At 45.0% G+C, this 26,990-nt stretch carries 24 protein-coding genes; 13 read left to right on the top strand and 11 right to left on the bottom strand.

Annotation, left to right across the window (positions count from 1 at the left end; translation table 11 throughout):
* The first annotated feature begins 106 nt into the window (after window positions 1–106).
* The 3 genes from OCV11_RS19635 (at window position 107) to eutC (ending at window position 4,467) form a co-directional block, all read left to right on the top strand.
* Entirely contained in the window at window positions 107–1,855 is a 1,749-nt protein-coding gene (locus OCV11_RS19635) for a formate--tetrahydrofolate ligase (protein ID WP_261897706.1), read from the top strand.
* A 336-nt stretch (window positions 1,856–2,191) separates the two neighbouring features.
* A complete protein-coding gene (locus OCV11_RS19630) occupies window positions 2,192–3,595 on the top strand; it encodes an ethanolamine ammonia-lyase subunit EutB (protein ID WP_261897705.1) in 1,404 nt (467 codons plus the stop codon).
* Window positions 3,592–4,467: an ethanolamine ammonia-lyase subunit EutC gene (gene eutC, locus OCV11_RS19625; RefSeq protein ID WP_261897704.1), complete on the top strand. Its 876-nt coding sequence runs from the start codon at window positions 3,592–3,594 to the stop codon at window positions 4,465–4,467. Before OCV11_RS19630 ends, eutC begins: the two co-directional genes overlap by 4 nt.
* A gap of 173 nt (window positions 4,468–4,640) precedes the next feature.
* On the opposite strand, the gene folE is transcribed toward eutC, so the two are convergent.
* Window positions 4,641–5,294, bottom strand: coding sequence for a GTP cyclohydrolase I FolE (gene folE / locus OCV11_RS19620; RefSeq protein ID WP_261897703.1), 654 nt, complete (start codon window positions 5,292–5,294; stop codon window positions 4,641–4,643).
* 191 nt (window positions 5,295–5,485) lie between these two features.
* Between folE and moeA the strand changes: the two genes are divergently transcribed.
* From moeA to OCV11_RS19605, 3 genes are all read left to right on the top strand, one after another.
* A complete protein-coding gene (gene moeA, locus OCV11_RS19615; RefSeq protein WP_261897702.1) occupies window positions 5,486–6,718 on the top strand; it encodes a molybdopterin molybdotransferase MoeA in 1,233 nt (410 codons plus the stop codon).
* 17 nt (window positions 6,719–6,735) lie between these two features.
* Window positions 6,736–7,488 (top strand): molybdopterin-synthase adenylyltransferase MoeB, encoded by a 753-nt coding sequence (gene moeB / locus OCV11_RS19610; protein WP_261897701.1) that lies wholly within the window; start codon window positions 6,736–6,738, stop codon window positions 7,486–7,488.
* A gap of 100 nt (window positions 7,489–7,588) precedes the next feature.
* Window positions 7,589–8,422, top strand: coding sequence for a sulfurtransferase (locus OCV11_RS19605; RefSeq protein WP_261897966.1), 834 nt, complete (start codon window positions 7,589–7,591; stop codon window positions 8,420–8,422).
* An 84-nt stretch (window positions 8,423–8,506) separates the two neighbouring features.
* Here the strand turns inward: OCV11_RS19605 and OCV11_RS19600 are convergent, their stop codons facing one another.
* A complete protein-coding gene (locus tag OCV11_RS19600) occupies window positions 8,507–9,502 on the bottom strand; it encodes a sugar-binding transcriptional regulator (RefSeq protein ID WP_261897965.1) in 996 nt (331 codons plus the stop codon).
* A 461-nt stretch (window positions 9,503–9,963) separates the two neighbouring features.
* Between OCV11_RS19600 and tal the strand changes: the two genes are divergently transcribed.
* Both tal and tkt read left to right on the top strand, forming a co-directional pair.
* Window positions 9,964–10,914: a transaldolase gene (tal, locus tag OCV11_RS19595; protein WP_261897700.1), complete on the top strand. Its 951-nt coding sequence runs from the start codon at window positions 9,964–9,966 to the stop codon at window positions 10,912–10,914.
* A gap of 75 nt (window positions 10,915–10,989) precedes the next feature.
* On the top strand, window positions 10,990–13,029 hold the full coding sequence (gene tkt / locus OCV11_RS19590; protein ID WP_261897699.1) for a transketolase: 2,040 nt from the start codon (window positions 10,990–10,992) through the stop codon (window positions 13,027–13,029).
* Between the two features lie 85 nt (window positions 13,030–13,114).
* Here tkt and OCV11_RS19585 read toward each other — a convergent pair whose 3' ends face one another.
* The gene (locus OCV11_RS19585; protein ID WP_261897698.1) at window positions 13,115–14,041 is read right to left on the bottom strand and encodes a ketopantoate reductase family protein; all 927 of its coding nucleotides are present in this window, start codon (window positions 14,039–14,041) and stop codon (window positions 13,115–13,117) included.
* 348 nt (window positions 14,042–14,389) lie between these two features.
* On the opposite strand from OCV11_RS19585, the gene OCV11_RS19580 reads away from it, so the two are divergent.
* On the top strand, window positions 14,390–15,115 hold the full coding sequence (locus OCV11_RS19580) for a helix-turn-helix domain-containing protein (RefSeq protein ID WP_261897697.1): 726 nt from the start codon (window positions 14,390–14,392) through the stop codon (window positions 15,113–15,115).
* A gap of 185 nt (window positions 15,116–15,300) precedes the next feature.
* Here OCV11_RS19580 and OCV11_RS19575 read toward each other — a convergent pair whose 3' ends face one another.
* Window positions 15,301–16,743 (bottom strand): carbohydrate porin, encoded by a 1,443-nt coding sequence (locus tag OCV11_RS19575; RefSeq protein WP_261897696.1) that lies wholly within the window; start codon window positions 16,741–16,743, stop codon window positions 15,301–15,303.
* Between the two features lie 647 nt (window positions 16,744–17,390).
* On the opposite strand from OCV11_RS19575, the gene OCV11_RS19570 reads away from it, so the two are divergent.
* Window positions 17,391–18,068 carry a tRNA (adenine(22)-N(1))-methyltransferase gene (locus OCV11_RS19570; RefSeq protein ID WP_261897695.1) on the top strand — a complete coding sequence of 226 codons (678 nt, stop codon included), beginning with the start codon at window positions 17,391–17,393 and terminating at the stop codon, window positions 18,066–18,068.
* 116 nt (window positions 18,069–18,184) lie between these two features.
* Here the strand turns inward: OCV11_RS19570 and OCV11_RS19565 are convergent, their stop codons facing one another.
* From OCV11_RS19565 to OCV11_RS19545, 5 genes are all read right to left on the bottom strand, one after another.
* Window positions 18,185–18,988, bottom strand: coding sequence for a DODA-type extradiol aromatic ring-opening family dioxygenase (locus OCV11_RS19565; protein ID WP_261897694.1), 804 nt, complete (start codon window positions 18,986–18,988; stop codon window positions 18,185–18,187).
* A gap of 311 nt (window positions 18,989–19,299) precedes the next feature.
* Window positions 19,300–19,497, bottom strand: coding sequence for a hypothetical protein (locus tag OCV11_RS19560; protein WP_261897693.1), 198 nt, complete (start codon window positions 19,495–19,497; stop codon window positions 19,300–19,302).
* A 102-nt stretch (window positions 19,498–19,599) separates the two neighbouring features.
* Window positions 19,600–20,712, bottom strand: a complete 1,113-nt coding sequence (locus tag OCV11_RS19555; protein WP_261897692.1) for a hypothetical protein — start codon at window positions 20,710–20,712, stop codon at window positions 19,600–19,602.
* A 218-nt stretch (window positions 20,713–20,930) separates the two neighbouring features.
* Complete coding sequence (locus OCV11_RS19550) at window positions 20,931–21,374, bottom strand: DUF2798 domain-containing protein (RefSeq protein ID WP_261897691.1); 444 nt, start codon at window positions 21,372–21,374, stop codon at window positions 20,931–20,933.
* A gap of 222 nt (window positions 21,375–21,596) precedes the next feature.
* Entirely contained in the window at window positions 21,597–22,676 is a 1,080-nt protein-coding gene (locus OCV11_RS19545) for a PTS transporter subunit IIC (RefSeq protein WP_261897690.1), read from the bottom strand.
* A gap of 200 nt (window positions 22,677–22,876) precedes the next feature.
* Between OCV11_RS19545 and OCV11_RS19540 the strand changes: the two genes are divergently transcribed.
* The gene (locus tag OCV11_RS19540) at window positions 22,877–24,784 is read left to right on the top strand and encodes a RecQ family ATP-dependent DNA helicase (RefSeq protein WP_261897964.1); all 1,908 of its coding nucleotides are present in this window, start codon (window positions 22,877–22,879) and stop codon (window positions 24,782–24,784) included.
* Window positions 24,785–24,866: 82 nt separating this feature from the next.
* Here OCV11_RS19540 and OCV11_RS19535 read toward each other — a convergent pair whose 3' ends face one another.
* Window positions 24,867–25,070 (bottom strand): hypothetical protein, encoded by a 204-nt coding sequence (locus tag OCV11_RS19535; RefSeq protein ID WP_261897689.1) that lies wholly within the window; start codon window positions 25,068–25,070, stop codon window positions 24,867–24,869.
* A gap of 162 nt (window positions 25,071–25,232) precedes the next feature.
* Between OCV11_RS19535 and OCV11_RS19530 the strand changes: the two genes are divergently transcribed.
* Window positions 25,233–25,541, top strand: a complete 309-nt coding sequence (locus OCV11_RS19530) for a hypothetical protein (RefSeq protein WP_261897688.1) — start codon at window positions 25,233–25,235, stop codon at window positions 25,539–25,541.
* A 6-nt stretch (window positions 25,542–25,547) separates the two neighbouring features.
* Here the strand turns inward: OCV11_RS19530 and OCV11_RS19525 are convergent, their stop codons facing one another.
* A complete protein-coding gene (locus tag OCV11_RS19525; protein WP_315972764.1) occupies window positions 25,548–26,294 on the bottom strand; it encodes a mechanosensitive ion channel family protein in 747 nt (248 codons plus the stop codon).
* 270 nt (window positions 26,295–26,564) lie between these two features.
* Here OCV11_RS19525 and OCV11_RS19520 point away from each other — a divergent pair, with 270 nt between their 5' ends.
* Window positions 26,565–26,780 (top strand): hypothetical protein, encoded by a 216-nt coding sequence (locus OCV11_RS19520; protein WP_261897686.1) that lies wholly within the window; start codon window positions 26,565–26,567, stop codon window positions 26,778–26,780.
* The last annotated feature ends 210 nt before the right edge of the window (window positions 26,781–26,990 follow it).

Here is a 26,990-nt window from a genome sequence, read left to right as displayed (position 1 = left end):
ATGGTTTTCTCTCACTGTGGGAGTTTTGCTTTACATGCGAAAAATAAAGGTTATTATCCGACGCAAACGTTTTCCTCACCACTTTCATAACTATGATGAGGGTTTTATGCAGTCAGATATCGAAATTTGCCGCACAACACCACTACAACCCATTGATGACATCGCCCATCAAGCAGGCTTACAAACCAACGAGTTTCAAAGCCAAGGCCGCTACAAGGCCAAAGTCTCTCTAGATGCCCTACACCGTTTAAAAGATCGCCCGACAGGCAAACTTGTGGTTGTCACTGCCATGACACCAACCCCGCTTGGCGAAGGAAAAACAGTGACAACGATTGGACTGGCGCAAGGTTTAGCCAAAATCAACCAATCGGTCTTTGCTTGTATTCGTCAGCCTTCCATGGGACCAATTTTTGGTGTCAAAGGTGGTGCTGCAGGTGGTGGCTATGCGCAAGTTGCGCCAATGGAAGAGCTGAATTTACACCTTACTGGTGACATTCATGCAGTTACTGCAGCGCATAACCTTGCGGCGGCGGCAATTGATGCACGTATCTATCATGAACAGCGTAACGGTTATGCAGACTTCACTGCTCGTACTGGTCTAAAAGCACTGCGGATTGATCCAAGCCATGTGACTTGGAAGCGTGTGATGGACCATAACGATCGCGCGCTACGTATGATCACCATTGGTCGTAATGAAGATGGGAAAGCGGTCAACGGCTTTGAACGTGAAGATGGCTTTGATATCTCAGCTGCGTCAGAGCTGATGGCGATTTTGGCGCTTTCTACTGATTTAAACGATTTACGTCAGCGCATCGGTCGCATTGTTGTCGCTTATGACCTTGATGGGCAGCCCATCACCACTGAAGATCTGCAAGTGGCAGGTGCAATGACAGTTACCATGAAGGACACCATCCAACCAACGCTAATGCAAACACTCGAAGGTGTTCCCACACTGGTTCACGCAGGTCCTTTTGCCAATATTGCCCATGGCAACTCTTCAATTATTGCCGATAACATCGCGACTCGACTGGCGGATTTTACCGTTACCGAAGGTGGCTTTGGTTCTGATATGGGCTTTGAAAAAGCCTGTAACATCAAAGCAAAAGCAGCGCATAAACATCCTGACTGTGCAGTGATTGTCGCTACCTTACGAGGCATCAAAGCCAACTCAGGTCGTTACGATTTACGTCCAGGTCAAGCGATTCCTGATAGCCTATTTGCACCAGATTCTGCCGCGCTCACTGCCGGTTTTGCCAATTTGCAATGGCATATCGACAACGTGACCCAATATGGTGTCCCCGCAGTGGTAGCGATTAACCGCTTCCCGCAAGACAGCGAGGAAGAGCTACAACAATTAATGGCTATGATCAAAGCCCTACCACAAGGTGTTGAAGTGGCGATCAGCGAAGCGTTTAGTCGCGGCGGTCTAGGCGCTACACAATTGGCGCATTGCGTCATGAAACAGTGCGAAAAAACAGTCCAGTTCACGCCACTTTACCAGAGCGAAGACTCTCTGGATGATAAGTTGCATGCCGTGGCGCTAAAAGGTTATGGCGCTGGCTCAATCACCTACTCAGAGAAAGCCACAGCCCAGCTTAAGCGCTTTAACGAGCTAGGTTACGGTCACCTTTCGGTGTGCATGGCGAAAACCCCGCTTTCGATCACCACAAATTCGGCCATTAAAGGCGCTCCATCAGGCTTTGATGTCACTATCCGTGAACTCAAGTTGTGCTCCGGCGCCGGATTTATCTATGCCCTCTGTGGCAGCGTAATGACGATGCCAGGACTGCCAGACAAACCCGCCTTTATGTCGTTAGACATTGACGAGCAAGGTAATATTGTCGGATTAAGTTAATCACTAAGTACAATACCAAGTGCAGTAGAACCTCATCTACTGCACTCTCTTCTCAATGTCACACGCCCTCTCCTCTTGAATCCTTTGAGTGCAGATATTATCTATCTACCGCCACATGCCCAAATAGAGTGCAGCCGCTTCCCTAATATGTAGCAAGGCTCGTATTCGACTGAATACCTATCTTATTAAATAACAAATAACCACATTTAACCTGTTGGTTTTTATTATAAAAATTCTTTTTCATTGCAGCCTTGAAACAGGGACATTTTTTGCATAATGAAGATCAACAGTGCAAAGGCACTCGCCAAATAATCAAACCGAATTTGCGAGGGATGTATGAGTTCGGAATATCGTTATCAATTGGGTAGTAAAACGTTTCGTTTTCGCTCCTTAAAAGAAGTGATGGCTAAAGCCTCACCTCTGCGTTCAGGAGACCAGCTCGCTGGCGTTTGCGCCGCGTCTGCAGAGGAGCGTGTCGTTGCTCAAATGGTATTGGCTGATCTGCCTCTTAAAACTTTTCTAAATGACTTGGTGATCCCGTACGAAAAAGATGAAATCTCGCGGCTGATCATTGACGAACACAATGCTAAAGCATTCATGGAAATTGCCCATCTCACGGTAGGTGATTTTCGCAATTGGTTATTACAAGAATCCACCACTTGTGTTGAACTAACGCGTGTTGCTCCGGGGATTACGCCAGAAATGGCAGCAGCGGTCAGTAAGATCATGCGTAACCAAGATCTGATTTTGGTCGCGAAAAAGTGCCAAGTGACTACTGCATTTCGCAACACCATCGGTTTGGCTGGGCATATGTCGACTCGACTTCAACCTAACCACCCGACTGATGATATGAACGGTATTGCCGCATCTATTTTCGATGGGCTTATGTATGGTAATGGTGATGCCGTCATTGGTATCAATCCAGCAACAGACAGCGTCAGCCAAGCAATTAAGCTTATGAAGCTGATGGATGAAGTGATTCAACACTACGAGATCCCAACGCAATCGTGCGTATTAACTCACGTCACCAACACAATTGAGTGTATTGAACAAGGTGCGCCAGTGGATTTGGTGTTCCAATCGATTGGTGGAACAGAAGGCACCAACAAAGGGTTTGGTGTCAGCATCGATGTGCTGCAACAAGCTTATGATGCGGCGAACAGCCTACAACGTGGCACGGTTGGCAACAACTTTATGTACTTTGAAACCGGCCAAGGTAGCGCGCTTTCTTCAAATGCGAACCATGATGTTGACCAACAAACGTGTGAAACCCGCGCTTATGCGCTCGCTCGTAAGTTCAAACCTTTATTGGTTAATACCGTTGTCGGTTTTATTGGCCCTGAGTATCTGTTTGATGGAAAACAAATTATCCGCGCAGGCTTAGAAGATCACTTCTGTGGCAAGCTGCTTGGTCTACCAATGGGCTGCGATATTTGCTACACCAACCATGCCTATGCCGATCAAAACGACATGGACAACTTGTTGACCTTGCTTGGCGTGGCCAACTGCAACTTCATTATGGGCATCCCGGGTTCTGATGACATTATGTTGAACTATCAGACCACCTCGTTCCATGATGCCTTATATGCACGCCAAGTGCTTGGATTAAAACCTGCCCCTGAATTTGAAGCTTGGCTACGTAAAATGCAGATTTTCAGTCAAGATGGTCGAACTCAGCTTAGTGATCATATGGCACCCGCATTTAAACAGCCGCTTAGCCTGCTGCAGGAGGCGGTATGAACTTAGACAAAATGATAAGTGGTAAATTGTCCGCTGAGCACTCATCACCAGAATTAGTACACCATGACCCGTGGGATACACTGCGTCAATTTACCCAAGCGCGGATTGGTTTAGGTCGCGTGGGCACCAGTATTCCGACCAGTGAACTGCTGCGTTTTCAACTCTCTCATGCGCAAGCTATTGATGCCGTGCATGTACCGCTGGATGAAGATGCCTTAGTGACTCGTTTGGCTGACAAAGAAAACTTGCGCCCTTTACTACCTGCTTTTCATTTGCACAGTGAGGCAAGCGACAGAGTCACTTACCTACAGCGCCCAGATTTGGGCCGTAAGCTGAGCGAACAAGGCATCACTGAGTTAAAAGAGCACAGTGATTCACGAGCTAAGCCTTACGATTTAGCGATTGTGATTGCCGACGGTCTGTCGTCTTACGCCATTGCCAATCATGCAGCACCGTTTTTGGATGCACTGTTAAATCAGTTAAATGCCGACACCAAACAAGCATGGGACGTCGCCCCGTTTGTGATTGTTCAACAAGGCCGCGTTGCCGTTGGTGACGATGTATGTGCTGCGATTAACGCCAATGAAGTGCTGATTTTGGTAGGCGAACGTCCTGGGCTCAGTTCCCCAGACAGTTTAGGTTTGTATTTAACCTGGAACGCCTATCGCGGCATTGAAGAGTCGCTACGCAACTGTATTTCGAATGTGCGCCCAGAAGGTTTACGTTACGACGCAGCGGCACACAAATGTTTCTATCTTCTTTCAGAGTCTCGTCGTCGTCATATCACGGGCATTGGTTTAAAAGACCGCTCCGACGACCATACCATCGAGCATAAAGCTGAAAGACAGTTTTCTCTCGTTTCTCCGTCCTAAAATATGAAACGATAGAAACCAAAAGCGCCTTCCTTACGGTCGGCGCTTTTTTCTTGATTCGTATAAAACTGAATTGGTTGCAGATGAGGCTCGGACAATCTATCAACAGAACCTGTTTACAGAAGAACCTAACCATAGAACCAATGCAAAGCTCTACTCGCTTTGCATGAGCATTAACGCAGCCCGTGGAGAAATTCTGAACGAGTCGCAGGGTTGCTCTTAAAAATGCCACCTAATGCTGTGGTGGTGGTTTCGCTGGTGGCGTCCATCACACCGCGAGATTTTACGCAGTAGTGAGTTGCATCCATGGTCACAGCAACATCATCGGTTTCAAGCAAGGTTTGCAGTGCCACCAGAATTTGCTGGGTCATACGTTCTTGAACTTGTGGACGTTGCGCAAAGAAACGCACGATACGGTTGATTTTAGATAAGCCGATAATTTTGCCACGTGGAATGTAAGCCACCGCCGCTTTACCATCGATAGTCACAAGGTGATGTTCGCAAGTGCTGGTCACAGTGATGTCTTTCACTCGTACCATTTCGCTGACACGCATCTTATTCTCAATGACGGTGATTTTCGGAAAGTTCTTATATTCCAAACCAGAAAAGATCTCATCAACGTACATTTTTGCAATACGTTGTGGCGTTTCTTCTAAGCTATCGTCTGTCAGATCCAATCCGAGAATATTGAGTATTTCACGCATGTGATGCTCAATTTTTTCTTTTTTCTCTTCACGCCCCATATCATTAGGCGTCATCGGAGTCTCAAGACCACGACGGGCAAGCGCTTCTTTAACCAACTTCGCTGAATCGCTCAGATCAGACATTACAATACCTCTTAGATAACCCCTTTCGGATGGCTGACAAGGATACTCGGATTTTTTAATAATTACACCCATATTTTATAACGGGTATTGTACAAACCAATGATTTAGCGATTACCGACGCTCTTGCTTCTCTCTGCGCTTTTTTATGTGTTAAAGTGCACGACACAAAAATAACACCATAGGATTCAATCATGGGATGTTGTGACGCACCGGGCTTAATGCCAATCGAAGACGCATTGAATAAGATGCTTTCCCTCGTATCACCTATTGACGTTACCGTCGATTTACCTTTGCCAGATGCGCTCGGTTTTGTGTTAGCGCACGATCTGTTATCACCAATTAATGTACCGCCTTTTGCCAACTCGGCGATGGATGGCTACGCGATTCGCACCGCAGAGCTTAATGGTCAACCCTTGCCAGTAGCGGGCAAATCCTTTGCTGGTACCCCATTTACGGGTGAGTGGCCAGCTAATACTTGCATTCGCATTATGACTGGCGCTCAAGCTCCTGAACGCGCTGATGCAGTCATCATGCAAGAGCTCGCGCAAGTCAGCGAACAAGGTGTGCTGTTTACGGTCAGTGAAGTGAAACCGGGGTCGAACATTCGTCCTATTGGTGATGATATTTTGCAAGGGCAAGTGGTGCTAGCAAAAGGCACTCGCCTTACCCCACGTGATATTCCTATGATCGCCTCTCTCGGTATCGCGACTGTTACTGTGCTACGCAAACCTAAAGTCGCGTTTTTCTCGACAGGGGATGAACTAAAACCTCTGGGCAGTGAACTGGAAGCGGGTCAAATCTACGACAGCAACCGTTACGGCATCAAACCACTGATTGAACATTTTGGTTGTGAAGCAATTGATCTTGGCATCATTCCTGATTGCCCTGACAAGCTCAAAGCGACCTTTGAAGAGGCACAAGAGCTTGCGGATGTCGTCATGACCTCTGGTGGTGTCAGCGTCGGTGAAGCCGACTACACCAAAGATATTTTAGAAGAGCTTGGCGAAATCGGATTTTGGAAACTGGCAATAAAACCGGGCAAACCTTTCGCTTTTGGTCAATTACCTCAAGCCTTGTTCTGTGGACTGCCTGGCAACCCTGTATCAGCATTCATCACCTGTTATATCTTGGTGCAGCCGATGCTGGCGAAATTAGCCGGACACACAGAGTGGCGACCACAACCTTCAATTCCCGCGACAACGCGTTCAGCCTTTAAAAAGCAGCCAGGTCGCACCGATTATCAGCGCGGTATCTATTCCATAGAAAACGGTCAATTTGTGGTCGAAAGCACAGGTAACCAAAGCTCAGGTGCGTTTCGCTCAATGAGCCTTGCGAACTGCTTTGTGGTTCTAGAGAGTGAACGCGGACGTGTTGAGGTAGGCGAAACCGTCAATATCGAACTGTTCAACTCTACCCTTTACTGACATTAAGGATCATTACGATGGATATTCTCAGTGATGAGGAGATGCTGCGCTATAACCGCCAGATCATCTTAAAGCAGTTTGATTTCGATGGACAAGAAGCCCTCAAACAGAGTTCAGTATTAATCATTGGCGCAGGCGGTCTCGGCTGTGCCAGCAGCCAATATTTGGCGGCGGCCGGTGTTGGAAAAATCACGTTAGTGGATTTTGATAAAGTCGAACTATCGAATTTGCAGCGCCAAGTTTTGCATCACGACAGTGATATTGGTCGCTTTAAAGTGGAATCGGCTGCCGATGCGCTCAATGAGATCAACCCACACATTAAAATTCAAACCATTGCCCGCTGTGTCGAAGACCAAGAACTGGAAACCTTAATCCATCACCACACGGTAGTGTTGGATGCCAGTGACAATGTCGCAACCCGCAATCAACTCAATCGTCTCTGCTATGCCAGCAAAACACCGTTGATTTCTGGTGCGGCGATACGCATGGAGGGTCAAGTGAGCGTCTTTACCTATCAAAATGAAGACGAGCCTTGTTACCAATGCTTAAGCGGACTGTTTGGAGAAAATGCACTCACCTGTGTTGAAGCGGGCATTATGTCCCCAGTGGTTGGCATCATCGGTGCAGTGCAAGCGATGGAAGCGATCAAAGTCATCGCGCATCTTGGCACGCCACTGACCGGTAAAATTTTGATGCTGGATGCGATGTCGATGTCATGGCGTGAAATGAAATTAATGAAACTGCCTACCTGCCCCGTTTGTCATCACTAAACTTGTAAACAGTCACTGAACTTAGCTGACACTTAGTTCTGTCACTAGTGAAATTGGATAATCATCAATAAGGATTTACTCAACCATGGATCGTGAACAAATGAGCCCCCTTGTTTCCGCCGCTTGGCTTAAAGATCACCATTACGATGCCAATGTCGTCATTTTGGATGCCAGTATCGAGTTTCAGATTCCTGGGGAAAGTGCTAAAGACACTTTTAATATCATTACTCGCGCACGTCGCTTCGATTACGACACGGTATTTTGTGATAAAAACAGCGCACTTTCGCACATGATGCCCTCTGAGCAACGTTTCAATATTTTGGCACAAGACTTAGGCATCAACCAAAACTCGGTGATTGTGGTCTACGACAACAGTGGTACGTTCGCAGCGCCTCGTGCGTGGTGGATGTTTCGTGCGATGGGACATGAGCAAGTCTATGTTCTGGACGGTGGACTCACCGAATGGAAAGCGATTGGTGGTGATACCACCCAGCAGTATGAGCCTGTAGCGACTCAAGGTAACTTTCGTGGTCAACTGCAGTCTGGTTATTTCGTTGATGCTGACTATGTGCTGAAACAGATTGCCAATGACGCGAGCTTAACAGTCGATGCCCGTGGTAAAGCACGTTTTCATGGTGAAGTAACCGAACCTCGCCCTGGTGTACGCAGTGGTCATATTCCAAGTGCCGTGAATTTGCCCTTTACGGAGCTAATGAATGGTCATCGCTTCAAGCCGGTTGAAGAACTTAAACCCTTAGTGGCGGCGGTCTTAACCGCGAATAAAGAAGAGTATCTTTTCAGTTGTGGTTCCGGTGTCACTGCTTGCATCGTATTGCTTGCGGCAGCCCTATGCGGCTATGAGCATTTGGCCGTATACGATGGTTCATGGACAGAATGGGGCCAACGCCAAGATCTACCGCTAGAAACTCTCTGACCCATTTCTAAGCGGTATGCTACAAAGCGCCACTGTCAATGTCATTCACAGTTTGGCGCTTTGTCTTAGCCCTGTTTAAGTGACTCAATCTCCCATCAAACGTGCGCTGTGCATCTGCTCAGCTAAGTTCAATACAGTTAACGCATTACTCACACTGGTCGCGACCACATCCACAGCTCCCGTACGCAGCGCACCTAATAGCGCCAATGGTTTACTGTTTTCCGCCGCAATCGCAATCACTTCAGAAATCGGACGAAACTCTTCGATGCTCATTCCAATGACTCGATCACTCATGACCGTTTTAGCGATACGTCCCTGCACATCAAAAAAATCGTGCCCTGCAAAATCGCCCACCACACCTTGATGTAAGCGTGCTTGTACCACTTCATCGGGGGTAAACCACCCCAAATCTACCATGTAGCTGTTTTCGCTCATATCGCCAATACCCACTAGGGCCATGTCGGCTTTACGCGCTAAATCAAGGGTTTGCTTTACAGTACTGTTTTGCATAAACACCATCTTTTGCTCAAGGTTCTCAGCATAAGCAGGCGCATAAAGAGTCTCGGAAGTACCGCCATATTTTTTGGCTAACTGGCGACATATATGGTCTGCGTTAAACGTACTCCCACGGGGGTGAATACCACCAATCCCACTAACAAAGGTACAGTCACGGGGAGTAATAACCCCCATATGGTGAGCGACGGCAGATACGTTTCGTCCCTGCCCAACGGTCACCACCATGCCGCTTTTAAGCGTTTGGGAAAGATAGTTAGAGACCAAACCGGCCACTTGTTGGCGTTGCAGCTCTTCCGTTGGCTGATCAAGAGCAATCAAAGCACGCTTAATCCCGAAGCGTTCCATCAAACGTTGCTCAATTTTGGCACTGAATACCGGATGGTATTTCACGGTAATCTCCACGATACCTTCATCTCGGGCTTGTTTTAACAAGCGCCCAACTTTGGCGCGTGAAATGGAATACTTCTTGGAAATGTCTTCCTGCGTTGCACCGTCTTGATAATAGGCCACGGAAATTTCAGTGAGCAGATCACTGTCTTCTACTGATATCTCCGGTTTGGACATGTTCATTTCTTCTCTTATCCTTAGTGCATCACTGCAGCAAATTTGATGAGCAAATGTAATCGCTTCAGACAAAAGTAACAAACATTTATTACCAAAACATTTGCTCACTTGCGTTACATTTTCTCACGCGAGCTTTGTCTGCACAGTGCTAGCTAATTGTTAACAAACAGAAACAATCGTCAAGCACTGATTAGCATAGCGTCAGGGAAAGAATAAATAGGTGACCAATGTCGTCAAATCGACGAAATCTCGATTGACTTTCACTATGGATGGGTTAAATATGGAGGCATCATTTACTCAGCAATCGATCATATGTTCATGAGCATCTGTTATCGGTTGATACAAGAGAGCAGTGAATTACGCAATGCGGCGTCATTACTGCGTAACGAATAACGAACATGCTTGCAAATGCCCAGCTCAGTGCTGTGGCGGCCCTAGCCTAACGATAAAGGACGAAAGAAATGAGCAACAAATTAGAGCAACTTCGTAAATTGACTACTGTCGTGGCAGATACTGGTGAAATCGATGCAATCAAAAAATACCAACCAGAAGACGCAACCACTAACCCTTCTCTGATTCTTAAAGCCGCTCAAATCGCTGAATATGCACCTCTTATCGACCAAGCAGTGAAAGCAGCAAAAGAACTCAGCTCTGACAAAGCACAACAGCTTGAAGATGCTTGTGACATGCTGGCTGTGAACATCGGTAAAGAGATCCTGAAAACTATCCCAGGTCGTATCTCTACAGAAGTAGATGCACGTCTTTCTTACAACACTGAAGCAAGTGTTATCAAAGCGCGCAAACTGATCAAACTGTACAACGATGCTGGCATCAGCAACGACCGCATCTTGATCAAACTGGCTTCAACTTGGGAAGGTATCCGCGCAGCAGAAATCCTAGAAAAAGAGGGCATCAACTGTAACCTGACTCTTCTATTCTCATTTGCGCAAGCACGTGCTTGTGCTGAAGCTGGCGTATTCCTAATTTCTCCATTCGTTGGTCGTATCATGGACTGGTACAAAGCGAAAGAAGGCCGTGACTTTACTCCTTCAGAAGATCCAGGCGTACTGTCTGTAACTAAAATCTACAACTACTACAAAGAGCACGGTTACAAAACTGTGGTTATGGGTGCAAGCTTCCGTAACATCGGTGAGATTTTGGAATTGGCAGGTTGTGACCGCCTAACTATCGCTCCTTCTCTACTTAAAGAACTTGAAGAGTCTGAAGGCGTGGTTGAAGAAAAACTAAAAGATTCAAATGGCAATGCAGCGCGTCCTGCAGCAATGAATCATGCTGAATTCCTATGGGATCACAACCAAGACCCTATGGCTGTTGAAAAATTAGCTGAAGGTATTCGCAATTTTGCGATCGACCAGGGTAAATTGGAAACTATGATCCAAGCTAAACTGTAATAGCGAACGGAGCGAGGCGTAGCCTCGCTTTATTTTTGTTAGGTTTAGCCTCAAACAAAGATTCTGAAGAGCCGCGTGTCATTAGAGACGGCTCTACCTAACCTACTTAAATCGAGACATCACATGAATCGTAAACAACTTGCAAATGCTATTCGTGCCCTGAGTATGGACGGGGTACAAAAAGCCAAATCTGGTCACCCAGGTGCACCAATGGGTATGGCTGATATCGCGGAAGTACTGTGGCGTAGCCACCTAAATCACAACCCACAAAATCCAAAATGGGCTGATCGCGACCGTTTCGTACTTTCTAACGGTCACGGCTCAATGCTGATTTACTCTCTACTTCACCTCACTGGTTATGACCTATCTATTGACGATCTGAAAAACTTCCGTCAACTGCACTCAAAAACTCCAGGTCACCCAGAATACGGTTATGCACCAGGCATTGAAACCACAACTGGCCCTCTAGGTCAGGGGATTACGAATGCTGTTGGTATGGCGATTGCTGAAAAAGCCTTGGCTGCACAATTTAATAAAGACGGTCATGAAATCGTAAACCACCACACCTACGCCTTTATGGGCGACGGCTGTATGATGGAAGGCATTTCTCATGAAGCTTGCTCTCTAGCTGGTACTCTTGGCCTTGGCAAACTTATTGCGTTTTGGGATGACAACGGCATTTCTATCGATGGTGAAGTTGAAGGTTGGTTTGCTGACGATACACCAAAACGTTTCGAAGCGTACGGCTGGCAAGTTATTCCAGCAGTCGATGGTCATGATGCAAATGCTATCAATGCCGCCATCGAAGCGGCAAAAGCAGATACCACTCGCCCTACTCTGATCTGCTGCAAAACCATCATCGGTTACGGTTCACCAAACAAATCAGGTTCACATGACTGCCACGGCGCACCTCTAGGTGACGACGAAATCAAAGCAGCACGTGAATACCTAGGCTGGAACTACGCTCCATTTGAAATCCCTGCTGACATTTATGCAGAATGGGATGCAAAAGAAGCGGGTGCAGCGAAAGAATCACAATGGAACGACAAGTTTGCTGCTTACGCTAAAGCGTACCCAGAATTGGCAGCAGAATTTAAACGTCGTATGGAAGGTAAACTACCAGAAGGCTTCGAAAAAGCAGCGAATGAGGTGATTGCCAACCTGCAAGCGAATCCTGCAAAAATCGCTTCCCGCAAAGCATCACAAAATGCTCTGGAAGCTTTCGGCAAACTACTCCCTGAGTTTATGGGCGGCTCTGCAGACCTTGCGCCATCTAACCTAACCATGTGGTCTGGTTCTAAATCACTGACTCACGAAGATGCATCAGGTAACTACATTCACTACGGTGTGCGTGAATTTGGTATGACTGCGATCATCAACGGAATTGCTCTACATGGTGGTTTCATTCCTTACGGTGCAACCTTCCTGATGTTTATGGAATACGCTCGTAACGCAATGCGCATGGCAGCACTGATGAAAGTGCAAAATATCCAAGTGTACACTCACGACTCGATTGGTTTGGGTGAAGATGGTCCAACTCACCAACCGGTTGAACAGATCGCTTCATTGCGTCTAACGCCAAACATGAGCACATGGCGTCCATGTGACCAAGTTGAGTCTGCAATGGCTTGGAAACTCGCGATTGAACGCAAAGATGCGCCATCTGCACTGATTTTCTCGCGTCAAAACCTAGCACAGCAACCACGTACCGCTGAGCAAGTAGCCAATATCGCGAAAGGTGGCTACATCCTAAAAGACAGCGCAGGTACACCTGACCTTATCTTGATTGCCACCGGTTCAGAAGTTGAACTTGCTGTAAATGCGGCGGCTGAGCTAGAAAAAGAAGGCAAAGCGGTACGCGTCGTCTCTATGCCATCAACAGATGCATTCGACAAACAAGATGCAGCTTATCGTGAAGCCGTGCTTCCTGCTGCAGTGACGGCTCGTGTTGCTATCGAAGCTGGCATCGCTGACTTCTGGTACAAATATGTTGGCTTGAATGGCCGTATCGTCGGTATGACCACCTTCGGTGAATCTGCACCAGCAGAGCAACTGTTTGAACAGTTCGGCTTTACTGTGGCAAACGTGGTAGCGAAAGCAAAAGAAACACTGTAATCGACTAGCACATAAAAATGCTAAGGCCCGCACTGTTTGCGGGCCTTTTTTTTATATTTCTGATTATCTGGATATAAAATCAGACTTAGTCGTACAGCTCGTACGCTCCTTCGATGGAATGAATCAGAGCAACAATCAACGTGTTGTAAGGCGTTGGTACACCATACAGTTTTGCTTGCTCGACAATCGCACCATTGATGGCATCGATTTCCATTTTGACGCGATGCTTACGATCTTGATACATCGAAGAGTAACCATCACCGGCAATTTCACACACCGATTTCACCATATCGAGCGCTTCACGGCGATCAAAATAGGTTCCATCCGCTTCGGCAACTTCAATCGCTTCATAGATTAGTCGCTTAGCAAAATCCCATGCGTGCTGGTTTTTCACCATATAACCGATAGGCGTTTCAGTAATCGCGGTAAAGGTGTTGATCGAAAGATTGACCAGCAGCTTACTCCAAATGATGCGTTGAATATCATCTGCCACCACTACCGCAAACCCAGCCTCCGCGAGGGCTTTCTCCGCTACACTCACATTGCCTGTAGCGTTATGGTTACTACCGATGGTGGTATCCCCTTTCGCCGGGTGCTTAATACGACCTTGACCCAGATTCACTGCATTGTGTTTACTGGTGCCAATAATGATATTTTCAGGTTTCACGTATTGGGCGATTTTGCGATCGTTACCGGCACCATTTTGCAGAGTCATCACTAATGTCGACTCACCAAACAGCGCACTGTTTTGCTCTAATGCCACATCGGTATAAGTAGACTTAACAAAAACAATCACCAAATCCACTGCATCTTGATACTCACCGGAAACCGCTGCGGTCACATTGGGAAAGTTAACACTTTCACCATTGGCTTCATCGAGCGTAATCCCTTGCGCTTTAATCGCTTCAACTTGTGAAACCGACGTATCAATCATCACTACATCGTGTGAACGACTTAAATACGCACCATATAGGCAGCCCATTGCCCCTGCGCCAATGACAGCAATCTTCATGTAACTCTCCTTGCCGTTAACCTTTGTTAACGCCTCAACCAATCCTAATCTCCCCATCATTCAATTGATTAGGGAGTGGGGTAGCTTCACCAGTGTGAATTGAAGCGGAGTATACAAACGAGCGTGGCGTTTCACCAAATGGCAAAAGTTTCGTTTAACGAAACTTTATTGTGGTTAATTCTCTTATAAATAGAATTATCGGCACTATTTTGCTACATTCAGCCTCAATGTGATGAAAGTCGCAAATAAAACAGGGAAATAGACCGTAATACGAACCTCTAGAGGTAAGTAAAAGGGTTTGAGATTGAACTTAAGCGTAACGCTCTTACGCAAGGACAGTTAACCGACATGGATGAACACCTGAACATTAATCGCCACGTAGGCAGTCGTATTCGCAACTATCGCAAAACACGTGGGCTCACTATCGCCCAACTGGCCGAACGAATCCACAAGAGCCGTGCGACAGTTTCCAAGTATGAAACCGGCGAAATCTCTCTGGATATGCCAACGCTGTTTTCACTGGCGGGCGCGCTCAACATTACCCCCAATCAACTGATTGATTATCGTGTCACAGCAAACATAGAGACAGTGAAGCCTCACTCCACCATGACCACGTTTCATAATGCGGATCAACTCTACTTCTATTTTTATGATGGCCGCTATAACCGTGTTAAAGATGGCGTTATCAAAATTCTGCCAGACAAAGAAGGCAATCAGCATACCGCGACCCTAACGATCAGTGTGGTGACTCCCAATGGCCGCAGCAGCGAAATCTACTACATTGGCAGTGTCACCTACAGTGACCGACTGATTCGCTTCTCTTTCATCAACCAATACAACACATTAGAAGAGTGCTTGTTGTACATTTTTAACCCACTTGAACTGCGTGACAGCACCTATGGGCTTTTGTGCGGCATCTCCTCATCCGATATGCGACCATGCGCGATTAAATCATTTGTGACATTGTCACCACAAACCTACTCCGAAGAACTCAAAGAAGCTTTGCTCCTGACCAAAGCCGAACTCAAAGCCTCCAGCAAACTGAATATGCTGGTCGTCGACAATCTGCTGTGATCCCCCTTAACCGGACACACACCATAACTTGTGATTCCCTTAACTGGACACACACCGTAAGTTTTTCTATAGATCAGTGAGTTAAATAAAACACCGCTTAACAGGACACGTGCTTAAAAGGACACACACCGATAAGGTGTGTGTCCATCTTACGTCTTCATACGCTCGGGTGATAAAACGAATCGCTAGAACCAAGTCTCCATCTGTACGGCAAACACGGTTTCACTATTTTCACCCATGCCACAATCGACACCGTTAATATAATAAGAGCCTTCAAACTTGTCACTCCAGTTAATATAACTCACGGCAAAACGAATTTGAGGACGGTCAAAGAATCCAGCGACATTGGAAATTTTAAACGTCGGAGCAATCGTTGCTTTATACACATTCCCAGTCATATGCTTTGATGTATTATCCAAATCCAAATACTGATATGTTCCTTCATAAGCAATTTCAAAATTTGGATTAAACTCTTGCGCTAAACGAACGTTGAACACAGCCCATTTATATTCATCACCTTTTAAATAACGATCTTTTGTCCATTCTGACAATAATGATGGTGCTATACGCCAATTATCAAATATCGGTGTAGCGCCAACAGTATAAAAACGGACAGAGTTAGCATCTTTTAATAAGTGGTTATCTTCACCGATACTTTTTGTTTCTGCCCCCATGGCATGACCATACATCATACCAGTACGTGACCAACCCTCTTTCAAGCCATAAAAACTATCAGTTTTATAGCCAATCATGGTATGTAAACCATACTGAGCAACATCATTACGGTTAACGGCACTGTCGAGAGATGCACGCTGATCATTCTTATTTGCCGCAATCGCGTTAAACATGATCTCCCAGTGGTCATCGATTAAGTTATTCCAAGTAAAGGTGTACCCTTCTAAGTCATAACTGGTGCCACTATCCGCATCAAACTGATTACCTATAAGAGAAAAGTTAGAACGCCAATTATCGCCCATTTTTACATCGTAGATACCTACCCCAGTCCCAGTCAAAAAGATAACGTGCGTATCAATAAAATCGATATCAAAGTTCTCACGGTCGTACCGTTTACCGGCCCAAAGTGTCGAACCAGCAAAAGCGTCGCTGTCTTTAAATGCGGCAATATCAGACATTTCCAGATACAGTTGACGGACGTTAAGGCTGCTAGAACTGGCGCTTACCCAGTCGGTTTCCGTTTCATCACCCGCAGAAAGCATGACTTGATACATAGATTTTGTACCATCTTCTGCTTGTTGATAGTGAGTCAATCGAGAATCGACATAGTTGTCATCTTCTAAGCCCAGACGACCGAAATAAGCACCTAAGCCAGAAGCGATCGACATTTGGGGGCCAATGGTATTACTTCTGCCGCCATGAGCGCCTTGGAAGTTTTGGTTAATATTTAATCCTGCACGAGCATAGCCATGAAATTCAAAACTTGACGCTTTATCGTTCGCTTCTTTGGCCACTTGTTCGTTTTGATTTACTTTTTCCTGTGTCGCCTTTAATTGCGCTTCTAATTCACTCACTCGTTGTTCTAGTGTTTGATTATCGGCAGCCGATGCTTGCTGCAAGGGAAATAAAGCACAGCTAATAGCCAAAGCAAGTGATATTTTATTATTCTTCATCCTAACACTCCAAATATAACCACTGATTTTATTTTTACTATCCAGCCATGCAGTATAAACCTTGAAATAAGGTCAGAATTAAACCTCAACATCACAGGACTTATCACTGCAAGCGATCTTTGAATAATAAAAACTCCTTATTTTGATTAATTATACTTAAATGTCATTCAACAAAGATTTATTCATCACTTTGAAATAAATAAAACATTGGTTCGATCACGCCAAGTGATTAATTAACGTTCATAAACACAACATTAGGCGCAATTAATAAAGATATTCTCTTCTTGTTAGTTCTTCTGGAATGAATTAAGCATCAGCGTCATTCTATTATTTAAAATCCATATAACTTACCTAGCATTTAATAGATTTTCATAACATTGGTAGTGAGCTTGGTCGACCTAACAAGTCTTAGCGCTTGTCTCTTCACGTATGCCTCTTAACTGGACACACACCATAAGCATTATCGTTAATCGGACACACACGACACTAAGGTGTGTGTCCGATTAAGAAAATACGGTGTGTGTCCAGTTAAGAACTATCCGGTTAAGAAAAATCGCACTCGCCATCGACTAGGCTATGAAAATCCGTACAATGCCGAAGAGAAAAAACTGGCCACTTCCGCCGATAAACCATAGGTAACCGTATCCGTGAAATTGAGTAAACGACTGCAGCAGATTGAAGCACTTATCGCCCCTCGTTATGACCATATTTGGGATTGTTGCTGCGACCACGGTTTTCTTGGCGCGGCATTACTGAAGAAGCATCTACACGCTAACGTACATTTTGTGGATATTGTTCCAGACCTAATGGCTACCCTGCATAATCGGCTGCTGCATTTTTTCGGTGATGATACTCACCGCTGGCATACCCACTGTTTGGATGTCGCACAGCTACCTTTAGACCAATTTTCAGGTCGTCACTTAGTCATCATTGCAGGAGTCGGTGGCGACTTAATGATGGAATTTATTGAGGCACTACAAGCAAGGTATGCGGATATCTCTTTTGACTACTTACTCTGCCCGGTTCACCATCAGTACGCGCTGCGCCAAGCTCTGATTAAGCAAAGCTTTAGCCTACATGCAGAATGTTTGGTGGAAGAGAATCACCGCTTTTATGAGATGCTGTTGGTGTCAAACCACACAGAGCAAGGTGAGGCGATTCATCCCGTTGGCAAGCATATTTGGCAAGCTCAATCTCCAGAGCAACAGGCATCGATTAAACGCTATTTAGAGAAAACTCTTCAGCATTATTCACGTATCACTCAAGGTCTAAATCAACCGGGAATGGATACGCTAGCAGCCTACCAAGCTATTGAATTAAAATGAATTGAATTAAAATGAATTGAATTAAAGTGATGACAATACTTACCGCTGGCGAGTAAGTAACAAAAAAGCACGAGGCTTCAGGACGCTCGTGCTTTTTTTGAATTCAGCAATCAGGGTTAGTCTTGCCAGTAATACATACTCGCTTTTTTGCCTAAAATCGTCAGCTCATAAAAACGGTCAGCTGGTTTTTGCGCCATACCGTAACAAACATGCAGTGGCAGTAAATGTTCTTCACGAGGTTGGCAAAAACGCGCTGCTGGTGCTTTAGCCCATTCCACCAAACGTTGTGTGCGATCCGCTTCACTTAGCTCTGGATTAGTACAGGTATCGATAAGCCAATTTTCAAAGGCTTGGTTAGCTTCACGAATCTCTGGCATATCAGGCGCAAAGAAAGCACGCATGTTATGGAATGAGAAACCCGAGCCAATAACCAGTAAGTTTTCACAATCCAATTCACGTAACGCAGCACCCAAATCTAGGTGGCTTACCACATCTAGGTTACTCAGCTGTGAAACTTGAATACAAGGAATGTCGGCGTCCGGGTACATCACTTTTAGCGGCACGAACAGACCATGGTCATAGCCTCGCTTTTCGTCCAATTTAGACTCAATACCAAATTGGCTTAACTTTTCTTGGACTTGTTTGGCCAAAGCGGGATTACCTGGCGCTGGGTAAGTAATACTGTAACTCTCTTCTGGAAATCCATAGTAGTCGTAGATAAGCGCGGGATTTGCACCAGAGGTGATCGTGACCACTTTCTCTTCCCAGTGAGCGCTGACCACTAAGATAGCGTCAGGTTTTGGAATCGATTGAGCAATCGCTCGTAGTGTATCGACCATTTCTTGGTGACCTTCATCTCCCAATAAAGGCATCGGGCCACCGCCGTGAGATAGGTATAAATATTGACGTGTTTGAGTCATAGTAAATTCCTTTAAGTGAGAGGTGAATAGCCCTCTGAAGTATGGGCTTATGCTACCGCCACTTATCCTAATAACACAACCAATATAAACATCGAAATATTAGACCTAATCGTTCTAAAAACAAGACTTTACTTAGTATATAGCGAGAAATGTTCGGCGAAGGTCCATCACAAAATATAACTTAAAAATTGACTAATTTATTTATAACAAAGTTAAGCAAATAAAAACCATACCTAAATACAGGCAGACAATAACCACATATCGTTCGATAAATAAAAATTATAAACTTAATAAAAAAGAGAAACTAATGACTACTTATTCGTAGGAAATAAATAATTAAAGCCTTTTACTAATTGCCAATAGATCATCTGAGACATCCCAGCAAGTGCTGTAATCACGACACTATCCATAGTTTCATCGAATAAAAACAATAAGTAAGCGATACCACTCATCCAAGCAACTGCACCATAGCAATCAAAAGAAAACCATTTATTATGACTGTCTTGCATTATGACCCCTTATCTTTGCCAACATGATAGTTATAAAAACAAAGAGATGAGAACAGCAACATCCATCACAAATAAAAATGAGCGTATGGATGTTGAATCATTCTAAGCACAATTATGGATCATTTTTTCGATATATTTTGTGGCACCGTCAAAATAATAAGTAATTTCTCGTTCACCAAAGAACTGATTCCAACGGGTCTGTATCACATTTCGCCTTTGTTCATCGGTTGCCAAATCAACCACGCGTATTTTGGCATTCTTACGTGTCATCCGTGACAACAGTTGGCGCATTTCAAAATCGGCACTAGGCAGAGAATAACCGATAAAAACCAGTTCACTCGCCTCTGCTATCTCAATCCCCGCATTTTGCCAAATGACTTTATATTGCGGATTATTCAAATCCTTAATAAAGGTCGGCATGATCAAATTGGCGAACAGTTTGTGATTACCACGTTCTTCTGGGAAGTTCTCATCGCAATGACGGCATGACTCAGCATTAGCCCAGTAACTACTTAAATCATCGTTAGTAAATTTAGCGTACAGACGCATGCAACGTGGGCACTGTTTCCAGTTCAGTGAACCATGGGGTTTAAGCAGTTTAATGTTATAGCCACCGCGCCCAAGGACTTCTAAACCGGGTTTAATCGAAGAATCATCATCATCGTGAGCACTAATATAGCAGCAATAATCCACTACACCATCAGTCTGGTTTTGTTGAATCGCTTGATATAAGGCGTTATCTAAAAGAGCGTCCCAGTTCGTGCTGATCACGCTAACTGGATCGGCAAAGCGGTACTGGTTATGAGCGCGAATTTCACACGCTTTTACTAAATACGCGGCAAAATCATCGATGTACTGGCGTGCTGCCGGATTTGCCTCGCGAATCACCGATTGAATCGTTTGACCAATGACATAAAACGCCGCTTTGCGCACATCAGAAAGCTGTTTGACACTGATACCACGAAACTGTGAGTTTTCCGATAAACAGCGATCAAGTGGCGTAAAAACATCCTCTAAGTCGACAAATTTATGGTTGTTATCATGGATGTGCAGTTGGGTAGTCAAAAATTCTTTAAACAGCATGAACATACGTTGATCGCGAAAATGCTCATGACTTTGGGCTTGTAAACGAAATGCCTCTGAGATGATTTTCTTCTGGGTTGGTGCGCCTGCTTCAGCGGAAAAACCAGCTCCCAATATATAAACCGTTTTCATCTAACCACTTTCCTTGCTTCATTACTGCTCTTTTAATGGTGTAATCAGACTCTTATTTATGCAAATAACTTGATGTTATAACCAAATAGTTCTTTCAATTGCGAGAGATTTTCTTATCTTCAAACTGACTGTTGAGAAAAGTTGCAAAAAAAAGATGACCTCATTGTAAGTCATCTTGTTTATAAATTGATGGTACATAAGTGGTTTAAACCACTTTTTTACAACGCTGCTAATGCACGCTGAATACGGGGTTTGACGAAAAAGACCATCGTCATGGCAATCACGTACCCGAGCGGAAGTGCTTTGACTAGGGTAAGCGCCCAGATGGATAAGAATTGACCAACGCTGCTGGCGTGCATTGTCGATAAGGTGGTGATCGCAGCCAAAATGGCTTCAAGAGTGATCGCGATACCCGCACATTGCAGCAGTTTCTGCTGTAATAAAGACCAATGTCCGTAGCGCTTCTCAACGATACGTCCGATGTTCATGATCAAAATACCCGCTATAGGTAAAATCACTAAGATAGAAAATACCCAAGCATGCCCCCAAAGTTGGAAAAAGTCTTCATGATAGCCGTGGTTAATATAGGTCATGAATAAGGATAGTAGCGATACGATCAGTATCGGAGCGGGCAAAGTGATAGCCAATTTCTTAAAGTTCATTTTGTCACACAAATAATTAGTTGATAATGTCAACCTTATCCAAATTAGATGACAATATCAACCATATTAATCGCAATGATACTCTGTATCTGAGCAAGGTCGGGCTACCACAACAAGGAGGTCGTTACTGATAAGTGGAGGGAAATGAGCCAAATAAACCCAATAACATATTGAATAACTGGACTTATTTGGCTTTAAGAGAATTTAGTCACTGGTGAGGAGTTAATCGAGTTTTAAATCGCCAACTTTAACCCACCCGATTTTCTTCAAGATCTGATTTACCGCTAAAGCAATCACCGCCGGGAGAACAACACAGATGAGTCCAAGGGAGATCCAATCCATACTGGTGATGGCCTCTTTTTGCCCGTTCGCAATGTCAGTCAGCCAACCTGAATAGACACCAATTGGACCAACTAGACCGCATGTTCCCATGCCAGATGCTACCGCTGGACCATTCATTTTCAGTTGGAATAACGTGGTTGCTAGTGGCCCAGTGATTGCCGATGCCACAATAGGTGCAATCCAAATACGCGGATTTTTCACAATATTCGCCATCTGCAGCATCGAGGTGCCAACGCCTTGAGAGACGACGCCACCCCAGCCATTTTCTCGATAGCTAATTACAGCAAAACCGACCATCTGTGCGCAACAACCTGCCAACGCTGCCCCACCAGCTAGACCAGTAATACCAAGTGCCGCACAAATCGCCGCACTACTGATAGGCAGAGTTAAGGCAATACCGATGATCACTGAAACCACAATGCCCATCAAGATTGGCTGTAGTTCGGTCGCCCACATGATGAGTTGCCCAACAGAGCTCGCGGCTTTACCAATCGAAGGCGCTAACAGAAGAGCCAAGATCGCACCAACAAAGATAGTAATAAAAGGTGTGGCGATAATATCGACTTTTGTTTCGCGAGAAATCATTTTCCCCGCTTCAGCTGCACCGATCGTAATTAGCAACACGGCGAGTGGACCACCAGCCCCTCCCAGTGCATTCGCAGCACCACCAACCGCAACCAAAGAGAAAAGCACCAAAGGTGGCGATTTCAAGGCATAACCGATCGCAACGGCCATCGCAGGCCCTGTCGCTGCTGCTGCATAGCCGCCGACAGTCACTAGAATATCGATTCCCAATTTCGCACCAATCGTTTTCATGATGGTGCCAATCAATAGTGACGCAAACAGCCCGTGTGCCATCGCGCCTAAGGCATCGATAGCGTATCGTTTGACTGAAAATTCGATCTCTTTTCTCTTTAGAAATTGATTAAAGCGAGACACAGTTTCCTTGTTCTCAAGCATGATGACTCCCGAAAAATAACGTAATCCTATGTGGAATAAGCAATCGAGTTAGTAACATTATGTTATTAACAATGCGTTTGTAACATAATGTTATAAACAAGAACAGCAAAATTTACGACTTAGACGGTTTTTCTCACATTGGAAAATCTATGCATTTTAGCGTAAGGTCTCGCGTAGTTATTTTTCCGTTAGGGCTTGTCTTGATGCTGCAAACACTGAAAACGTATTTTGGATTTGATTCTCTTCGCCCCGGCCAAGAAGAAGTCATCAATAACGTGATTAAAGGCCAATCCGCTGCCGCTATTTTTCCAACAGGTTCGGGTAAATCGCTCTGTTATCAGCTCCCTGCGTTACATCTCCCCCATCTTACTTTGGTGATCTCGCCGCTATTGGCGCTCATTAAAGACCAGTTGGCGTTTTTACATAGCAAAGGAATTGCCGCTGCGAGCATCGATTCCACCCAAGATCACCACACCACGCAACAGATCATGCAACAAGCTCGCCGTGGTGAACTGAAGATTTTGATGATTTCCGTTGAACGGTTGAAAAACGAACGTTTTCGTCAGTTCATTTCTCAAGTGCCGATCTCAATGCTCGTGGTGGACGAAGCGCACTGTATCTCTGAATGGGGCCATAATTTTCGCCCTGATTATCTGAAACTACCCCACTACCGTCAGCAGCTAAACATTCCTCAAGTCTTACTGCTAACCGCCACCGCAACACCGCAAGTGATTGCCGATATGAGCAGTAAATTTGGCATTGCACCAGGCAATATCACAGTGACTGGGTTCTATCGTTCTAACCTGCATTTGCATGTATTGCCGTGTCGAGAAGAGGAAAAATTCAACCAATTACACTCTCTGATGCAGCGTTCACCGCAAGCACCCACCATTATTTATGTGACGTTGCAAAAAACCGCTCAAGAGGTAGCTGAACGTTTAACCCGACAGGGTATCGCCGCGACGGCTTACCATGCAGGCCTGGGGCATGAACTGCGCGAAGCGATTCAACTGCAATTTATGCAGGGTAAATCGACCTGCATCGTGGCAACCATCGCCTTTGGTATGGGGATCGACAAAGCCGACGTGCGTCAAGTGATTCACTACGATATGCCCAAGTCGATAGAGAACTACTCTCAAGAAATCGGCCGTGCTGGTCGTGATGGTCAACCGTCAAACTGCGTGATTCTTGCCAATACCGACAACCTCAACGTACTGGAAAACTTTGTCTACGGCGACACACCGGACAAATCTGCCATTGCTTACGTACTGGACGATATTTTAGCGGCAAAAGGCAACTGGGAAGTGATGATTTCACGCCTATCTAGTGATGCCAACATCCGCCAATTGCCGCTTAAAACCTTGCTGGTTTATTTGGAACTTAACCAAATTATCGAATCCCAATACACCTACTTCGCGACGTATCGTTTTAAACTGATTCGTCCTATCGCGGAGATCGTGGGGACTTTCCAAGGTGAACGACAGACGTTTGTACAAGCCATCTTCGATTGTTCTGTGATGGCAAAAACTTGGTACAGCATTGATTTTGAAGCTCTTTGGCAAAGTTACCACGCGGATCGCCAACGGGTCATCGCAGCAGTGGATTACTTTCATGAGAAGGGTTGGATCGATCTTGAAAGCACCTTAGTGACGGATGTCTACAAAGTGCTCACCAAACCATCGGATAAACAGCGAGTGGTGGACGAACTGTACCAGCTGTTCGCTAAGAAAGAACAGGGCGAGATTCAGCGTATTAAAGAGATGATCGCTTTTTTCGAAAGCTCCGACTGCTTAAGCCATCGCCTTGCGACCTACTTTGCCGATCATAACGCGCCCACGCATTGTCAGCACTGCTCAGTGTGTGAAGGTCATGTTGCACACCTTAGTGGGCGAGCGCTTGCCCCACTGGATCCTGACAAGATCAAACGCTGGATAGCGCCATTTCAACAAGCCACCAGCCAACCTCTTTCAAGCGCCGCACTGAGTCGCTTTTTATGTGGTATCGCAACGCCGCTCACAACCAAAGTAAAGGCGAGCAAAATGGAAGGATTTGGCCAACTCGAACACTATCCGTTTGCAGAGGTACGCCAGCAAATTGAGCACCTTTAGCTCAGACAACAGCGAGCGTTATCCAATAAAGCTATCGAAAAAAAGTGATAGAAAAGCAAAGGGAGGCAACGCCTCCCTTTTCTTATGAATGTGATTTTTTCTTCGGTATCAGAGATTCAAATACCACATCGTAATCATCAAAATAGTAATCACGGCTGTTGTAGATAATCCCCCCTTCAGCGTCGAGCGGTAAGCATCTGTATCCTTCAGAACACTCTTCCATCACAACAAAGCGGCGGGATTGATCTGTCAATTTAACAACGATATCTCGTACTAATGCTTTCATGGTGGCACCTCCTCGGCAGTTACTTACATAATAGTCAAAGAGCGTGAAATTGGGGCTCAGTTCTCATCCAATGAGAAATAAAATGTCATAAATAGAGAATATACAAACTATCAAGGTGTTATCGCTTATACTTCAAGAAAACCAATTGATTGGAGACCACCGATGTCTGATGCTGATTTGCTTACTCAATGGCTAAAAGAACATACCAAACTCTCTTGGCAGTTGACCGATAAACCGGCACTTACTGCCAGCCACGATTCAGAAATGCTAGACCGCAATAATGGCGTACAGATGCGTGATTTTATCCTCAGTTATTATCAACGTTGCCAACTGCCCCATTCTCCCAAAAACTACGCACGTTCTCTGACCAAAATAATGGACTTTGGCTCTGATCAGAAAGTCGCCAAACAAGCCTTAATGGATCATTTGGTCGACTTACTGAAAAAAGAAAAACGCGCAGCCGACAAATAAACGTGATTATCGTTTGATGTAGATGTCCTGTTGTGGGAACGGAATGGTGAGTCCCATTTCGTCCTGTTTAGGTTTAATACGCTTTTGGATATCCCAATACACATCCCAGTACTTCTCTGATGGACACCACACTCGTAGCTGCAGATTGACTGAATTATCCGCCAATGCGTGAACAAGAAGCTGTCGTTCAGGCTCTGCCAATATATACTGCGTGTTATCTGCTATATCATTGAGTAGCGTAAAACCATCGGCTATCGAATCTTTATAAGCAATACGAATCGTGACATCCAAACGACGTTTGGCATTACGATTAAAGTTCTTGATGGTCGAACCCCAAATATTACTGTTTGGGCTAGAAATATACACCCCATCCGCCGTTTCAAATATTGAGGTAAATAGGCCAATATCCACCACAGTGGCAGAGTATTTATCAAACTCGATAAACTCACCTTTTTTCATCGGTTTTAAAAACAGCAGCATAATTCCCGCAGCGATATTACTTAAGGTATCTTTCAGTGCTAAACCAATCGCGATCCCCGCCGCACCAAGTAAAGCAACCAAACTTGAGGTGTTGATACCAAACACACTCAAAACCATCACGATAGCAAACACATACAGCGAGTAGGCCATCACGTTGGCAATCAAGCGGGCGACAATCTCATCGTTATTACTGATCTTTAGCATCCCACGATACACGCCTCGTTTAATAAGGCGAGAGCACAACGCGACAACAATCACAATAGCCAAAGACATGGCCACTTTTTCCAATATTAACAACAGATATTCTTGATGAACCGTAAAAAATTTCAGCACAGTTTCCATTATTTTTTGCCACTGACCAACAAGACAGATCCTAAGTATAGTTGGCGCAATTCACCCACTCTGGTTATTACTTAATAAATATCTATCCATCGATAAATAAAATAATTAAATCGAAGTTATTCATATAAAAAATAATAACTATTTAGCAATAAACCAGCTATACATAGGTTATCGCTGCCATTTTATACAGGAGATCGATTCATGAGCGATCCGAAAGGCTTAGACCCAACTTATGCCAACATTCTTGCTAACTACCATAGCTGTAATGACCTTGATAAACGCCTTAAAGAGACCTGCGCAGCCTTAACGCTGATACAGCATACCTTTCAAGCAGATTCTGGAGGTGATCTCAATACCCTGAAAAAGCAGATTCCAGAGATAGCGGAAGGTATTCGAGACGCACTGGATCGTAACTAAAGCAGGATGGTAACTAAAGCAGGCTGGTAACTGAAGCAGTCTGTTAACGAAAGCTGGAAAGTTTCCCAAGCCAAACAAACGATATTTCAGATGAGGGAGGTGTGATAGTTTCCCCCCTCTTTTCTGTTCACATGACAAAAATGACAATCTTTTCTGAATATTAAACTTTATGCGTATTTAAACGGTATTTGCTCATTTCTCAGATTTTCT

This window comes from Vibrio porteresiae DSM 19223 (genome assembly GCF_024347055.1).
GTDB lineage: Bacteria > Pseudomonadota > Gammaproteobacteria > Enterobacterales > Vibrionaceae > Vibrio > Vibrio porteresiae.
The sequence above is the reverse complement of the archived record's forward strand: the minus strand, read 5'-3'. Positions and strand labels throughout refer to the sequence as shown.

What these genes read in the sequence shown, in the direction of transcription:
- OCV11_RS19525 (WP_315972764.1), bottom strand. Translation starts at nt 26,294, where the DNA reads ATGTCTTTGGCTATTGTGATTGTTGTCGCGTTGTGCTCTCGCCTTATT.
- OCV11_RS19600 (WP_261897965.1), bottom strand. Translation starts at nt 9,502, where the DNA reads ATGTCCAAACCGGAGATATCAGTAGAAGACAGTGATCTGCTCACTGAA.
- OCV11_RS19520 (WP_261897686.1), top strand. Translation starts at nt 26,565, where the DNA reads ATGAGCGATCCGAAAGGCTTAGACCCAACTTATGCCAACATTCTTGCT.
- OCV11_RS19560 (WP_261897693.1), bottom strand. Translation starts at nt 19,497, where the DNA reads ATGCAAGACAGTCATAATAAATGGTTTTCTTTTGATTGCTATGGTGCA.
- OCV11_RS19550 (WP_261897691.1), bottom strand. Translation starts at nt 21,374, where the DNA reads ATGAACTTTAAGAAATTGGCTATCACTTTGCCCGCTCCGATACTGATC.
- OCV11_RS19530 (WP_261897688.1), top strand. Translation starts at nt 25,233, where the DNA reads ATGTCTGATGCTGATTTGCTTACTCAATGGCTAAAAGAACATACCAAA.
- OCV11_RS19630 (WP_261897705.1), top strand. Translation starts at nt 2,192, where the DNA reads ATGAGTTCGGAATATCGTTATCAATTGGGTAGTAAAACGTTTCGTTTT.
- folE (WP_261897703.1), bottom strand. Translation starts at nt 5,294, where the DNA reads ATGTCTGATCTGAGCGATTCAGCGAAGTTGGTTAAAGAAGCGCTTGCC.
- OCV11_RS19555 (WP_261897692.1), bottom strand. Translation starts at nt 20,712, where the DNA reads ATGAAAACGGTTTATATATTGGGAGCTGGTTTTTCCGCTGAAGCAGGC.
- eutC (WP_261897704.1), top strand. Translation starts at nt 3,592, where the DNA reads ATGAACTTAGACAAAATGATAAGTGGTAAATTGTCCGCTGAGCACTCA.
- OCV11_RS19535 (WP_261897689.1), bottom strand. Translation starts at nt 25,070, where the DNA reads ATGAAAGCATTAGTACGAGATATCGTTGTTAAATTGACAGATCAATCC.
- moeB (WP_261897701.1), top strand. Translation starts at nt 6,736, where the DNA reads ATGGATATTCTCAGTGATGAGGAGATGCTGCGCTATAACCGCCAGATC.
- OCV11_RS19580 (WP_261897697.1), top strand. Translation starts at nt 14,390, where the DNA reads ATGGATGAACACCTGAACATTAATCGCCACGTAGGCAGTCGTATTCGC.
- OCV11_RS19605 (WP_261897966.1), top strand. Translation starts at nt 7,589, where the DNA reads ATGAGCCCCCTTGTTTCCGCCGCTTGGCTTAAAGATCACCATTACGAT.
- tal (WP_261897700.1), top strand. Translation starts at nt 9,964, where the DNA reads ATGAGCAACAAATTAGAGCAACTTCGTAAATTGACTACTGTCGTGGCA.
- OCV11_RS19575 (WP_261897696.1), bottom strand. Translation starts at nt 16,743, where the DNA reads ATGAAGAATAATAAAATATCACTTGCTTTGGCTATTAGCTGTGCTTTA.
- OCV11_RS19635 (WP_261897706.1), top strand. Translation starts at nt 107, where the DNA reads ATGCAGTCAGATATCGAAATTTGCCGCACAACACCACTACAACCCATT.
- OCV11_RS19565 (WP_261897694.1), bottom strand. Translation starts at nt 18,988, where the DNA reads ATGACTCAAACACGTCAATATTTATACCTATCTCACGGCGGTGGCCCG.
- moeA (WP_261897702.1), top strand. Translation starts at nt 5,486, where the DNA reads ATGGGATGTTGTGACGCACCGGGCTTAATGCCAATCGAAGACGCATTG.
- OCV11_RS19585 (WP_261897698.1), bottom strand. Translation starts at nt 14,041, where the DNA reads ATGAAGATTGCTGTCATTGGCGCAGGGGCAATGGGCTGCCTATATGGT.
- OCV11_RS19545 (WP_261897690.1), bottom strand. Translation starts at nt 22,676, where the DNA reads ATGCTTGAGAACAAGGAAACTGTGTCTCGCTTTAATCAATTTCTAAAG.